The 12,495-nt window shown below is 67.3% G+C and carries 20 protein-coding genes; 14 read left to right on the forward strand and 6 right to left on the reverse strand.

What is annotated here, in order from left to right; genetic code table 11:
* Positions 1-26: 26 nt before the first annotated feature.
* Together WDJ57_RS17175 and WDJ57_RS17180 are read left to right on the forward strand one after the other, a co-directional pair.
* A complete protein-coding gene (locus WDJ57_RS17175; RefSeq protein ID WP_338902142.1) occupies positions 27-791 on the forward strand; it encodes a CPBP family intramembrane glutamic endopeptidase in 765 nt (254 codons plus the stop codon).
* A 56-nt stretch (positions 792-847) separates the two neighbouring features.
* Positions 848-997 (forward strand): CopG family transcriptional regulator, encoded by a 150-nt coding sequence (locus WDJ57_RS17180; protein ID WP_338902143.1) that lies wholly within the window; start codon positions 848-850, stop codon positions 995-997.
* Here WDJ57_RS17180 and WDJ57_RS17185 read toward each other — a convergent pair.
* On the reverse strand, positions 994-1,452 hold the full coding sequence (locus WDJ57_RS17185; protein ID WP_338902144.1) for an NOB1 family endonuclease: 459 nt from the start codon (positions 1,450-1,452) through the stop codon (positions 994-996). The two genes, WDJ57_RS17180 and WDJ57_RS17185, sit on opposite strands and share 4 nt — an antisense overlap.
* A gap of 13 nt (positions 1,453-1,465) precedes the next feature.
* Positions 1,466-1,708 carry a PRC-barrel domain-containing protein gene (locus tag WDJ57_RS17190; RefSeq protein ID WP_338902145.1) on the reverse strand — a complete coding sequence of 81 codons (243 nt, stop codon included), beginning with the start codon at positions 1,706-1,708 and terminating at the stop codon, positions 1,466-1,468.
* 111 nt (positions 1,709-1,819) lie between these two features.
* Here WDJ57_RS17190 and WDJ57_RS17195 point away from each other — a divergent pair, with 111 nt between their 5' ends.
* The 3 genes from WDJ57_RS17195 (at position 1,820) to WDJ57_RS17205 (ending at position 4,488) form a co-directional block, all read left to right on the forward strand.
* Positions 1,820-2,377, forward strand: a complete 558-nt coding sequence (locus WDJ57_RS17195) for a plastocyanin/azurin family copper-binding protein (RefSeq protein ID WP_338902147.1) — start codon at positions 1,820-1,822, stop codon at positions 2,375-2,377.
* Between the two features lie 72 nt (positions 2,378-2,449).
* Positions 2,450-4,255, forward strand: coding sequence for a translation initiation factor IF-2 (gene infB / locus WDJ57_RS17200; RefSeq protein WP_338902148.1), 1,806 nt, complete (start codon positions 2,450-2,452; stop codon positions 4,253-4,255).
* Positions 4,256-4,305: 50 nt separating this feature from the next.
* Positions 4,306-4,488 carry a hypothetical protein gene (locus WDJ57_RS17205; protein WP_338902149.1) on the forward strand — a complete coding sequence of 61 codons (183 nt, stop codon included), beginning with the start codon at positions 4,306-4,308 and terminating at the stop codon, positions 4,486-4,488.
* Between the two features lies 1 nt (position 4,489).
* On the opposite strand, the gene WDJ57_RS17210 is transcribed toward WDJ57_RS17205, so the two are convergent.
* Positions 4,490-4,837, reverse strand: a complete 348-nt coding sequence (locus WDJ57_RS17210; protein ID WP_338902150.1) for a DUF5811 family protein — start codon at positions 4,835-4,837, stop codon at positions 4,490-4,492.
* Positions 4,838-5,063: 226 nt separating this feature from the next.
* On the opposite strand from WDJ57_RS17210, the gene WDJ57_RS17215 reads away from it, so the two are divergent.
* The 5 genes from WDJ57_RS17215 to WDJ57_RS17235 all read left to right on the forward strand — a co-directional run bounded on the left by WDJ57_RS17215 (position 5,064) and on the right by WDJ57_RS17235 (position 8,300).
* Positions 5,064-5,906 carry a polyprenyl synthetase family protein gene (locus WDJ57_RS17215; protein WP_338902151.1) on the forward strand — a complete coding sequence of 281 codons (843 nt, stop codon included), beginning with the start codon at positions 5,064-5,066 and terminating at the stop codon, positions 5,904-5,906.
* Between the two features lie 38 nt (positions 5,907-5,944).
* The gene (locus tag WDJ57_RS17220; RefSeq protein ID WP_338902152.1) at positions 5,945-6,274 is read left to right on the forward strand and encodes a hypothetical protein; all 330 of its coding nucleotides are present in this window, start codon (positions 5,945-5,947) and stop codon (positions 6,272-6,274) included.
* A 50-nt stretch (positions 6,275-6,324) separates the two neighbouring features.
* Positions 6,325-6,897 (forward strand): AAA family ATPase, encoded by a 573-nt coding sequence (locus WDJ57_RS17225; protein ID WP_338902153.1) that lies wholly within the window; start codon positions 6,325-6,327, stop codon positions 6,895-6,897.
* A complete protein-coding gene (locus tag WDJ57_RS17230) occupies positions 6,894-7,304 on the forward strand; it encodes an RNA-binding domain-containing protein (protein WP_338902154.1) in 411 nt (136 codons plus the stop codon). Before WDJ57_RS17225 ends, WDJ57_RS17230 begins: the two co-directional genes overlap by 4 nt.
* 99 nt (positions 7,305-7,403) lie before the next feature.
* Complete coding sequence (locus WDJ57_RS17235; RefSeq protein ID WP_338902155.1) at positions 7,404-8,300, forward strand: CBS domain-containing protein; 897 nt, start codon at positions 7,404-7,406, stop codon at positions 8,298-8,300.
* A 1-nt stretch (position 8,301) separates the two neighbouring features.
* Here WDJ57_RS17235 and WDJ57_RS17240 read toward each other — a convergent pair whose 3' ends face one another.
* The 3 genes from WDJ57_RS17240 to WDJ57_RS17250 are packed head-to-tail and all read right to left on the reverse strand — an operon-like array spanning position 8,302 to position 9,714.
* Positions 8,302-8,517 carry a hypothetical protein gene (locus tag WDJ57_RS17240; RefSeq protein WP_338902156.1) on the reverse strand — a complete coding sequence of 72 codons (216 nt, stop codon included), beginning with the start codon at positions 8,515-8,517 and terminating at the stop codon, positions 8,302-8,304.
* A gap of 57 nt (positions 8,518-8,574) precedes the next feature.
* Entirely contained in the window at positions 8,575-9,132 is a 558-nt protein-coding gene (locus tag WDJ57_RS17245) for a magnesium transporter (RefSeq protein ID WP_338902157.1), read from the reverse strand.
* A complete protein-coding gene (locus WDJ57_RS17250; protein WP_338902159.1) occupies positions 9,133-9,714 on the reverse strand; it encodes a magnesium transporter in 582 nt (193 codons plus the stop codon).
* Positions 9,715-9,928: 214 nt separating this feature from the next.
* On the opposite strand from WDJ57_RS17250, the gene WDJ57_RS17255 reads away from it, so the two are divergent.
* From WDJ57_RS17255 to WDJ57_RS17270, 4 genes are read left to right on the forward strand one after another with little or no spacing between them, the layout of a single operon-like run.
* Positions 9,929-10,330 (forward strand): DsrE/DsrF/DrsH-like family protein, encoded by a 402-nt coding sequence (locus WDJ57_RS17255; RefSeq protein ID WP_338902160.1) that lies wholly within the window; start codon positions 9,929-9,931, stop codon positions 10,328-10,330.
* Between the two features lie 10 nt (positions 10,331-10,340).
* Positions 10,341-10,580: a sulfurtransferase TusA family protein gene (locus tag WDJ57_RS17260; RefSeq protein ID WP_338902161.1), complete on the forward strand. Its 240-nt coding sequence runs from the start codon at positions 10,341-10,343 to the stop codon at positions 10,578-10,580.
* A 31-nt stretch (positions 10,581-10,611) separates the two neighbouring features.
* On the forward strand, positions 10,612-11,754 hold the full coding sequence (locus WDJ57_RS17265; RefSeq protein ID WP_338902162.1) for an NAD(P)/FAD-dependent oxidoreductase: 1,143 nt from the start codon (positions 10,612-10,614) through the stop codon (positions 11,752-11,754).
* A 9-nt stretch (positions 11,755-11,763) separates the two neighbouring features.
* Positions 11,764-12,489 carry a DUF1641 domain-containing protein gene (locus WDJ57_RS17270; RefSeq protein ID WP_338902163.1) on the forward strand — a complete coding sequence of 242 codons (726 nt, stop codon included), beginning with the start codon at positions 11,764-11,766 and terminating at the stop codon, positions 12,487-12,489.
* Positions 12,490-12,495 lie beyond the last annotated feature (6 nt).

Below are 12,495 nucleotides of genomic sequence, written 5' to 3' on the forward strand. Positions count from 1 at the left end.
CGCCGCGTAGGGGCGGCCACTTCGGAATGGGAACCGACACATACCGCTACGGTGACTTCGACGAGCGGGTCCGCAGCATCACTCACTCGGTGGGCCTCATCATCGGGGCTTTCGCCGTCGGCATCATCTTCACGCTCGCCGGCTTCTCGGTGGCCGGTCTGTTCGGGCTCACCTACGAGACGGTCAGCGACATCCCCGCCTCCATCCAGGCGTTCGGGAACGCCCTCCAGTTCGTCGGCTTCATCGCCGTCGGGTGGCTGTATCTCCAGTGGTACGACAGCGACCGGTCGCTGTTCGACCTCTCGGGGCCGTCGCTGCGTGACATCGGCTGGGTCATCGCCGGCATCGTCTCACTGCTCGTCGTGTTGAACGTGCTCGGCGCGGCCCTCCAGCAGTTCGGCATCGAGGCCGCGGCCAACGAGGCAATCACGCAGGGCGAGCGCCAGCCGGTCTACCTGCTGTATCTCATCCCGGTGACGCTGCTGTTCGTCGCCCCGGCCGAGGAGCTCATCTTCCGCGGCCTGGTCCAGGGCCTGTTCCGGCGGGCCTACGGCGTGCTCCCGGGCGTCGTCATCGCGTCGGCGCTGTTCGGCGTCTCGCACTACCTCGCGCTGGGTGGCCAGGGGAGCAAGTTCGCCTACCTCGCGGTCGCTGCGGTGCTCGGACTCCTCCTGGGCCTGCTCTACGAGCGCACGCAGAACTTGCTGGTCCCGATACTCGTCCACGGCGTCTACAACGCCGTCATCTTCTACCTCCAGTACCTCCGCGTGACTGGACAGGTCGCGGCCTGACCGTCAGACTGGCGTCTGACGGGGGTTTATTCGATTGTGAAGCGGTATTGTACCATATGCCGACCAGGTTCACGGTCGTCTGCGACGACGACCTGGCTCGGGACGTCAAGACGCTGGCCCGCGAGTACGACCTCACCGAGGAGGAGGTACTCCGCCAACTCATCGACCTCGGGCTGACCGAGACCGAGGACGGAGCGACGGTCTAGGCGGGGTTCTTCCGGGAGAGCTGGCTCCCGCAGATGGGACAGCGGTCGTGATTCTCGTCGAACTCCCGGCCACAGCCCTGGCACTGGAACGTCCAGTCGCGCTGTTCGGTGATGCCATCCTGCGCGATGAACTCCACCGGGACTTCGAGTTTGTCGGCCACGTTCTGCATGGCGTAGTCGTCGGTCACCAGGTGGCCGTCCAGTTCGAAGGCCGCGGCGACCAGACGGATGTCGGTCCGGGAGAGTTCGGCGAAGTCGCCCGTCTCCCGGGCCGCGCGCTCGATGCGCTCGACGGTGGCCTCGTCGGGGATGTGGAGGTACATGCCCGACCCCTCCATCGCGTCGAAGCGGTAGGCACTCTCGTCTTCCAGTTCTTCGCGCACGAGCGGGATGGTCGCGATGCGCTCGTCGGTGTGATAGTCGTTGATGAAAGCAGACGAATCGAGAACGTACATCAGAATCAGGCTGTCAGCGCTGGATTATCATGTGGTCTTTCACTGCCTGCACCCGCCCGACGGGGATGCGGAGCCGGCCAGCGCGGTCGGTCTCGAACTCCGTCTCGGGACCCCGCTGGTCGTTCGGTTCGACGAGGAGGTCCTGGAGACGGCCGGAGTCCAGGTCCATCGTGATGTTGTACAGCATGCCGAGTTCCGCCCCGTCAGTTCCCATGACGGCCTTTCCGGAGAGGTTCTCCGCGAGTATCTCTGCCATGAGTCGTTGTTCCGAGTCGACCAATATAAACGCCACGGGCCGTCGGACGCGTGGCGTACTCCCCCGCCATCTGACCCAACGGTATAACTGCGTGGCAAACGTCTGACGAGTGTGCACCGAAGACAGGTCCTCAGGACGGCTGCCGCGGCGCTCGCGGCCGGCATTGCCGGATGCGGCGGCGGCGACGGCGGCGACACGCCCACTGACGGAACGACAGCGACCGAGACGACGACAGCAACGCCCACGGGCACCCCGACAGTGACGGCGTCACCGACTGAGACGGGGACGCCGACGGCCGGGGCGACGCCGACGGAGACGCCGTCCGAAACGGCCACCGAGACTCCGGCAGCGACACCAACGGCAACGGCGACGGGTCCGCAGACGCAACTGGTCACGGTCGGCGCGGACGGACTCCGCTTTCGCCCCGAGTCATTCACCATCGCCGTCGGCGACACCGTCCGCTGGGAGTGGCGCGGCGACAACCACAACGTGACGCCGAACGAGATCCCGTCGGCGTCGTCCTGGCAGGGCACCACCGCCGACGACCAGTACGTCTACGACGCGGGCCACGTCTACGAGCACACCTTCGAGGTCGCCGGCGAGTACACCTACTACTGCGACCCACACCGCAGCGCCGGCATGACCGGTTCGTTCACCGTCACGGAGTGAGCGCTCGTCGGGAAGACGATGTACTTAACTGCCGTAGGAAACTGGATGTAACTATTCTCAGGGTGAGAAGGGATGTCCGAACAGGAACAAGACGACACGGCGCCGGCGACGCTTCGCACGCCAATCGTGGCCGTCCTCGGTCACGTCGACCACGGCAAGACCAGTCTCCTCGACAAGATTCGCGGCTCGGCAGTCAGCGAGGCCGAGGCCGGGGCCATCACCCAGCACATCGGCTCGACGGCCGTCCCGCTCGACATCATCTCTACCATCGCGGGTGACCTGGTCGACCCCGACGACTTCGACCTGCCGGGACTGCTCTTTATCGACACGCCCGGTCACCACTCCTTCTCGACGCTGCGCTCGCGCGGGGGCGCACTCGCCGACATCGCCGTCCTCGTCGTCGACGTCAACGACGGCTTCCAGCCACAGACCCACGAGGCCGTCGACATCCTCAAGCGCACGTCGACGCCGTTCATCGTCGCTGCCAACAAGATCGACACGGTCCCGGGCTGGAACCCGGTCGAGGACCGCCCGTCGAAGGTGGCCATCGAGGCCCAGTCCGACCGCGTCCAGCGCGACCTCAACGAGAACCTCTACGAAATAATCGGCCAGCTGTCGGACGAGGACTTCTCCGCGGACATGTACTGGCGCGTCCAGAACTTCCAGAAGAACATCGGCGTCGTCCCCGTCTCCGCCGAGACCGGCGAGGGCGTCCCGGACCTCCTGACCGTGCTGATGGGGCTGTCTCAGCGGTACATGAAAGAGCAGATGGAAATCGACGTCGGCGGCCCCGGTGCCGGGACGGTGCTGGAAGTGAAGGACACCCAGGGCTTCGGGACGACCATCGACGCGGTCATCTACGACGGGACGGTCCGCGAGGACGACAAGATCGTCGTCGGCGGGCTGAACGGCTCCATCGTCACCGAGGTGCGCGCACTGCTCGAACCCAAGCCCCTCTCGGAGATTCGCACCGACAAGCAGTTCGAGAATGTCGACGAGGTGACCGCGGCCGACGGCGTGAAAATCGCCGCGCCGGACCTGGACGACGCGATGGCCGGCGCACCCATCCGCGTCGTCCGCGACCGCGACGAGGCCGAGGTCATCGCGGAGGTCGAGGCCGAACTCGCCGAAATCGAGGTCTCCACCGCGGAGGAGGGTGTCACCGTCAAGGCGGACACGCTGGGCAGCCTGGAAGCGCTCGCGAGCACGCTCGAAGACGCCGAGATTCCCATCATGCGCGCCGAGGTGGGCGACGTCGCGCCGCGTGACGTCCGCGTCGCCGAGACGGCCGGCGACCCCAAACACCGCGCTATCCTCGCCTTCAACGTCGACGTGCTCGACGACGCCCGCCGCCTGGCCAAGCAGGAGGACGTCGAACTGTTCGAACACGACGTCATCTACCGGCTCATCGAGGGCTACGAGGACCACGTCGAGGCCATCCAGGAGGCCCAGCAGGAGCAGGTGCTGGAGAACATCACCCGGCCCGCCCGCTTCGAGATTCTGCAGGACCACACCTTCCGCCAGTCCGACCCTGCCGTCGTTGGCGTGGAGATTCGCGGCGGGCTCCTGCGGCGGAACTCCCGCATCGTCAACTTCGACGGCGCGGAACCCGAACGCGTCGGGATGCTCAAGACCATCCAGGACGAGGGCGAGGACGTCGACGAGGCCCGCACCGGCGAGCGCGTCGCCGTCTCCATCGACGGTCCCACAGTGGGTCGCCAGATCGAGGAGGGCGACGAACTGTGGGTCGAGATCCCCGAGAAACACGCCAAGATTCTCGAACAGGAACTCACCGAGGACATCTCCGCCGACGAGCGGGAAGTCCTCTCGATGTACCTGGAGAAACACCGCGAGCGCGACCCGTTCTGGGGCAAGTGATTGCGGCAGTAATAATATTTAATTACCTCGCGACTGACTGTTCGAACAGGATGAGTCGAGCGGCGTCGCTCTCGCGACACGACCTCTCACTCCTCGTCATCGCCCTCCCGTTGCTGCTCGCCTCGGTAGCCGCCGCGCTGTTGCCGGTGGGGACAGTGGTTGCACTCGGCGCAGGAAGCGTGCCGGCGACGGGTGGACTCGGGTACGCGCTGTTCTACAATCCGCCAGTGTAAGTTACTGTGCGGTCGGCGAAGGGTCTTCGGGCATCGCCTGCTTCATCTGGAGCGCGGCGCTCGCGGCCAGCCCCATCGCCAGGTCCTCGCGCTCGGCCTCCTCGATGGTGATGTCGCCTTCCGGGGTGTAGTCCGCCGAGACGACAGACCCGACGGGCGGCTGAACTGCGACTGTCGCGCGTGGGCCGCTGTTGCCCTGGGTTATCTCCGAACCGACGACGAACTCGCTGGGCAGGAGTTCGCGGGTTCGTGCGGCGATGCTGGAGAGGTCGCGCCGGAGCGTCTTCCGCTGGTCCGCGGTGAGTTCCAGGCTCGCTGGCTCGTCTCCAAACGGCGTATTTCCATACATCGGATGACCAGACAGTAGGTAAGGGAGGGTTAAAAATACGCCGGCTGTCTCACCCCGTCAGCAGCCCCGCCCGACGGGGCTCGCTCGTCGTGCCCGCCGACGCCATCCCGCCCGTGTCGCTGTCGACGCACCTGGGCGACCGCTGGTCGGCGCGCCGTCGCCAGATACGCGCTCCGACGAACGGGTACCGTCACCCTCTTGCCGGGGAAACACCTACCCCGTGCCGATGGAGTATCTGAAGCGCCGACGTGACCGGGTCGAGGACCGGTTGCGGGAGGTCCTCGACGAGGTCGAGCCGGTCGAACTCCGCGAGGAGGTCGAACACGTGGCGCTGGCTGGCGGCAAGCGCGTCCGCCCGACGGTGACGGTGCTGGTCTGCGAGGTGCTCGACGGCAACGTCGACCGGGCCGTGGACTACGCGGTGGGCGTCGAACTGGTTCACAACGCGTCGCTCGTCATCGACGACATCATCGACGAGTCGGAACTCCGCCGGGGGAGTTCGGCGGCGTGGATGGAGTACGGCCACGGGCCCGCGATTATCGCCTCCGACGGCCTGCTCGGCGAGGCGTTCGCCCTCTTTTCGGCCAGCGAGCGGGCGATGCAGGCCGTCGCCGAGGCGATGGTCGAACTCGGCGAGGGCGAGGCCATCGAACTCGTCGACCAGCCGGTCTCCGAGGAGGAGTACCTGGACCTGGCACGGCGCAAGACCGGCGCGCTGTTCCGGGCGGCGGCCGAACTCGGTGCAATCGCCGCCGACAGCGACGCCTACACCGTCGAGGCATTCGGCCAGTACGCCGAGCGGGTCGGCGTCGCCTTCCAGATGCGCGACGACGTGCTCGACGCGACGGCGGACGCCGAGCAACTCGGCAAGCCGACGGGTCACGACGCCGCGATGGACCGCCCGTCGCTGGTCGAGGTCACGGACCTGACCCCGGAGGAGGCCAACCAGCGGGCCCACGAGACGTCTGAGGCGGCGCTGGCCGCGCTGGCCTCGCTCGACGTCGAGGACTCCCAGGCGATGGACTACCTCCAGGACCTCGCGGAGTTCGTCGTCGTCCGCGAGCAGTAGCCACAACACCTTTTGGAGTGGCTGCGGGACAGTCGTGTATGGAACTCGGACTCGAAGCGCTCGTCGACCGACCCGACTCCCTCCGGCCGCGCCTTCGGCCGGTCGCAATCTGGCTGGGGCTGGTGACGTTTCTCGCCGGTGCCATCCGCCTCGGTGCGACCCTGGCCGGCGGCGCGGACCCGTTCACCGGCCCCGTGTTGCTGTTGCTCGGCGTCGCCCTCGTCGGCGGTGGCTTCGCGATGAATCCCACCACGCACGCGCTGGACCCGGACGTCGAATTCGACCGGGCGCGGCGGCACTTCGTCGTGGGCGTCTCCGCGCTCTTTCTGTTGCTCGCTGGCGGCGTCGTCGTGCTGGCGGCGCTCTGAGCGCCCGCCGAGCGCAGTCCTTATTCCGCCCGTCCGCAAAGTGGTGCGCAATGACCGTCATCGGTACCGTCGGCCTGCCGGGCAGCGGCAAGAGCGAGGCGGCCACCGTCGCCGCCGAACTCGACATCCCCGTCGTCACGATGGGCGACGTCATCCGCGAGGAGTGCCGCGACCGGGGGCTAGACCCGGCGACCCACCACGGCGAGGTCGCACAGGCGCTGCGCGAGGAGAACGGCCCCGGCGCCATCGCCGAGCGCTCGCTGCCCGTCATCGAGGACGCGCTCGAAGACGCCGACACCGTCGTCGTCGACGGCATCCGGTCGGACACCGAGGTCGACATCTTCGCGGAGGCCTTCGGCGACGCGTTCACGCTCGTGAGCATCGAGGCCCCCTTCGAGGCCCGCGCACAGCGGCTGGACCTGCGTGGACGCGATGCCAGCGCCGAGGAGGGCGGCGAGTCGCTGGCCGACCGCGACGAGCGCGAACTCGGCTTCGGCATGGGCGCGGCGATGGAGCAGGCCGACCTCACCATCGAGAACACGGGGACGCTGGCGGCTTTCCACGACCGCGTCCGGACGCTGCTGACCGAGGGGCCGGAGGCCCTCGTGGACGGTGCGTCATGATATACAGCATCGACGCCGAGATTACGGTCCCGGTCCGCGAGACGGAGGTAACGGACCGGGTGGCCGACGCTGTCACCAACCTCTTTCCCGGCGCGGACCTCGAACACAGCCACGGCGAACTCCGCGGAACGGTCCACGACCTCTCGCAGTTCTCCGAACTGCTACACCGCCAGGAGATTCTCGACACCGCCCGCGGCGTCTTCTTCGACAATCAGCGGGGCGACACCTTCACCTTCCGCGTGAAGAAGCAGGCGGCCTTCCAGGGCGTGGTCAACTTCGTCGTCGACGACCCCGGCGAACTCGGGGCCATCACCGTCCGGGTCCGCGTCGAGGAGCCGGGCGTCGAGGCCTTCGTCGACCACATCGCGCCGCCGACGGAGGACGGCAAGCCCGTCGACCCGGAGTAGACAGACGGGCCGTCCGCTACCGTCTCCTCCGGTAGCCCCGGACCTCTCGGCCAGTCGTCGCGGGTTTCATTACGTCGTGGAGCGACAGCCAACGTATCGATGCTTGCCCCCATTGCCGTCCGCGACGTCATGCAGACACCGGTCGAGACGATTCCGCCAGACGCCTCGGCGCGCACGGCCGCGACCCGTCTCCGCGAGGCCGGTATCGGCTCGCTGGTCGTCTGCGAGAACCGCTCGCCCGTCGGCATCGTCACCGACGTCGACGTGACCGACCTGGTCTCGGAGGGGCTCGACCCCGCCGAGACGACGGTCTCGGACATCATGTCCAGCCCCCTGCTCACCATCAAGGTGGACGACTCCATCCAGGACGCCGCACAGACGATGCGTGACCACACCTACCGCCGTCTCCCCGTCGTTGAGGACGGCGAGGTGGTCGGTATCGTCACCACGACGGACCTCTCGAACTACCTGCCACACCTGATTCGGATGGGACGACGCGACACGCCTGACGAGGACCGCGAGCGGACGAGCATCCGCGTCGACACCGCCTACGAGAACGACGACTGGGCGTTCGAGTACCTGGGCGACGAGGCGCAGATAGACGTCGGCGACACGGTCAAGTTCACCAAGACGCTCTCCGAGGCGGACGTCGAAGCCTTCGCGGAGGCCAGCGGCGACACCAACCGCCTCCACATGGACGCCGACTTCGCCGCGACGACCCGCTTCGGCGAGCGCATCGCCCACGGCACGCTCGTCGTCGGCGTCATCTCCTCCGCGCTCGCGCGCCTGCCGGGACTCATCATCTACCTCTCACAGGACGTGAGCTACCTCGGACCGGTCCCGCTGGACGAGCGCGTCACGGCCGAGTGTGAGGTCGTCGAGAACATCGGCAACAACCGCTTCCGGCTCTCGACCGCCGTCGTCCGGAGCGACGGCGAGACGGTGGTCGACGGCGAGGCGGTCGTCATCTCCGACGAGATTCCCCCCGCCGAGTGAGTCAGTCCGAGGCCGACGGGGGCTGGACGCCGCCCTCGTCGACGAGCGCGTACATGCCGCCGGTGACCTGGCGAATCCGGCCCCGCTGTTGTAGCAGACGGCACTGTCGCTCGACGGCGGCCGGGTGTGCGTCGAGCAGTGCCGCGAGCTCCGGGCCGGTCGCCGGCCCGTGCTCGGTGAGCGCCTCAGCAATCGCGTGCCGCTCTGGGTCGACCATCCGACTCCGGGTTAGGACTGGACTGCCCTGAAGACCGTCCCGCATAGATTTGGTCCTTTAAACCTGCCACATCACGACGCCGAACAGCACGAGCACCCCGAGGACGTCACAGACGTTCGTGACGACGGGAATCACCACGTCGTCGGGGTCGAGTTCGAACCGGTAGGCGGCGTAGGTCGCGATGAATGTCACGACGACTGCCAGCACCGCGAGAACCAGCCCGCTGGTGATTGCGACGGTGGCGACGGTCAGCGGCGAGAGCGCGGCCCCGGCGGTCAGTTCCGCCAGTATCCACGCCCCCAGCCCGATGAGCGGGAAGACGGTCGCCGCCAGCGCGACGGTTGCGGCGGCGTTGCCGAGCAGGATGTCGTCGCCGGGGTCGAACGAGAGGGTCCCGAGGTGGAAGGCCGTCGAGAGCCGCGCGGCGAGGATGCTGCCGAGGTTGCCGGCGGTGCCGATAGTGACGGGGACGAGCACGAGCAGCGACGGCGAGCGCAACAGTTCGGCCTCGAAACTGCTCAGGACGAGCCCGCTGCCGATTTCGACGAGCGTGAGCACGAGCAGGACGGGCAGCATCGCTCGCGATATCGCGCGGATGGTCCACTCGGTCTGCATCTATCCGACCCCCGCTGCAAAGAGCACGGTGCGGACGGCGAGGAGGAGGAAGGCCACGCCGAAGACGTCGCCGGCCGTCGTCACGATGGGACCGACCAGCGTGTCGGGGTTGTACCCGCGGCGGTAGCCGGCGAAGACGACGACGACGACGGTCACAGAGAGCACGATACCGGAGAGCAGGCCGGCCAGCAGGGCGATGGCCAGCAGTATCGACAGCGGGGCCGCCTCGCCGCCGAGCGCAGTCAGCGCTGCAACCGCGGCCACGGCGGCGACCGAACTGGCGAGCAGTCCGTTGAGGATTGCGGCGGCCACTGCCCGATAGAGGCGCGCGTCCGCGCCCCGGAGTTCCGGGGCGACCAGGCCCTGGTGGAGGCCGGTGGCGAGGCGCGCGCCCAGCGAGCCGTAGACGTTGCCCCGCGTCGCCAAAAGCGCCGGGACGAGCACCAGCAGGCCGGGCACGGCGCGAAACTCCGCGCGCATCCCGCCAAGTACGACGCCCGCGAGCAGGCCGCCGACTGCGCTGGCCGCCAGTGCCGGGAGCCCCTCTCGGTAGGCCGCGACAGCGACCTCGCGGACGGTCATCAGTTCGAGCCACGTACCCGCGATGTAAAAAAGGGCCAGACACCGTCACGCGACCACCCCGACGAGTTGTCAGTTTGGTTGTTCGAAAATAAAAAACAACCAAACGTCCCTAACCGCTCTATACTTCACAATTTCACACTTCGATTCTCACAGACTTGGAACAATTGCACACTATTATAACATCCGGGGGCCAAGGGTTACCTGGGAGACGACAATGTCAGGATACGCAATCGTACTCGCATCGAGCGAGCTAGAACGGGTACAGGCGGTCAGTATGATCGGTTCGATAGCGGCCTCCTCGGACACACCGGTGGAGGTCTTCGTGACCATGAACGGGCTGACGGCCTTCGAGAAGGAACGCGTCGAGGGCGGCGACTTCGACGTCGCCGGCCCGGTCGGCCAGGCGATGCTCACTTCGGAGGGCGACGAGATGCCCATCTTCACCGAGCAACTGGCGCAGGCCAAGGAAATCGGACCGATGTCGGTGTACGCCTGCTCCCTGGCGATGGACGTCATGGACACCGACCTCGACGACTACGTGGACGTCTTCGACGAGGTGCTCGGCGTGGCCGGGTTCCTCTCGAAGGCACGCGACAAGCAGGTCATGTTCGTCTGAGGTGATTACAATGAGTGAAACTATGGAACCCGACATCACGGTCGATTCGCGCGGTGCAACCTGTCCCGGTCCGCTGATGGACCTCATCGGCAAGGTCAAGCAGTCCGACCCGGGCACGGTCATCGAACTACAGACGTCCGACGACTCCTCGAAGAGCGACGTCCCGGACTGGCTGGACGAAGCGGGCCACAACCTGCTCGAAGTCGTCGACCAGGGCGACTACTGGAGCGTGTACGTGGAGACGGCCTGAGCCCGCGACGGGCTCGTTCCCGGAGATTACCATGAGTGAACACATCGTCATCGTCGGCGGCGGCACCGGCGGCACAGTACTGGCGAATCGACTCGCAGACAAACTCGGCGCGGAGATAGACAGCGGTGACGTCCAGGTGACGATGGTCACGGACAGCCAGGACCACGTCTACAAGCCAATCTGGCTGTACGTCCCCTTCGGGAAGAAGGACCCGGCCGACGCACGGCGTCCGGTCGCAGAACTGGTCGACCGTCGCGTCGACATCACCTACGACCGCGTCACTGGCATCGACACGGACGACAAGCAGCTCTCGCTGGCCGACGGCCCAGCGATGGCCTACGACCACCTCACGCTCGCGATGGGCGTCGAACTCGTCCCCGACGAGGTTCCCGGCCTGAAAGAGGGCGGCCACCACTTCTACGGCGAGGACGGTGCCACCGAACTCCGCGACGCGATGGCCGAGTTCACCGAAGGCCACCTCGTCCTGAGCGTCATCGGCGTGCCCCACATGTGCCCGGCCGCACCCGTGGAGTTCGTGCTGATGGCCGACGACTGGCTGCGCAAGCGCGGCGTCCGCGACGACGTCGAGATAACGTACACCTACCCCATCCAGCGCGCCCACGGCATCCAGTCCGTCGCGGACTGGGCGACCGAGGAGTTCGAGGAGAAGGACATCAACGTCCAGACGTTCTTCAACGCCGACGAGGTCGACCCTGAAGAGAAGGTGCTGCACTCGATGGAGGGCAAGGAACTCGACTACGACCTGCTGGTCGGCATCCCGCCCCACACCGGCAGCGAACTCGTCACCGAGGCCGGACTCGGCGACGGCGGGTGGGTCGACGTCGACAAGCACACGCTGGAAGCCACCGCGGCGGAGGACGTCTACGCCATCGGCGACGTGGCCGACGTCCCCACCAGCAAGGCCGGCAGCGTCGCCCACTACGAGGCCGGCACGGTGGCTGACCGCATCGCCAGCAAAGTCCGCGGGCAGGTCCCCACGGCGACCTACGAGGGGAAGACAGTGTGCTTCATCGAGGCTGGCATGGACGAGGCGACGTTCGTGGAGTTCGCCTACGGGAACGAACCGACCGTCCGGCCCGCCTCGACGCCGGTCCACTGGGCGAAACTCGGATACAACGAGTCCTACTGGCTGACCGCCCGGGGGCTGCTCTGAGGTGGTAGCATGAGCGACGAACAGTCACCCGAGCAGATGGACGGACAGGGCGACGGCGAGTCGGCCGCCGAGAACGAACAGGGCAACGGCGAGTCGGCCGCCGAGACGGCCGGCCAGGCGGCAGTCCCGCCGGAACTGGTGCAGGCGGTCGAGGAGAACCCCGAGGAGGTCGCCCGTCTCGTCCAGAACTTGGACCAGGTCAACGACCTGCTGGACGCCTCCGCGGTCGCCACCGCCGCGATGGACGACGGCATGGTGATGCGCCTGACGGAGGACGGCTCGGCGCTGGGCGCGGCCGCCGACAACGCGGCGACGCCGGAACTCGCGAACCTGGGGGAGGCGGTCGGTGACAACGCCGACTCCCTCGCCGAGGGCGTCGAGACGGTGGTCCAGCTCCAGGAGACCGGCACGCTCGACGACCTGGCCGCCTTCGCCAACACCGTCTCACTGCTCCAGGCCGCGATGGACGACGAGATGGTGATGAAGCTGACCGAGACCGGGTCGCGCCTGGGCGAACTCGCCGACACCGCCGCGGACGACGACGTCGCCGGCGGGCTGGAGGACGTCCTCTACGCCGTCGGTGACGCCACCAGCGAGGAGGCGGAACCCGTCGGCATCGTGGGCCTCGCGAAGGCGCTGCGGGACCCCGAGGTCAAGGCCGGCATGGGTGTCGCCCTGAACCTGCTGAAGGCGCTCGGTGGAACGCTCGGGAACCCCGACGCCGACCGGTCGTAGCGCGCG

This window comes from Salinibaculum sp. SYNS191, from assembly GCF_037338445.1.
GTDB lineage: Archaea > Halobacteriota > Halobacteria > Halobacteriales > Haloarculaceae > Salinibaculum > Salinibaculum marinum.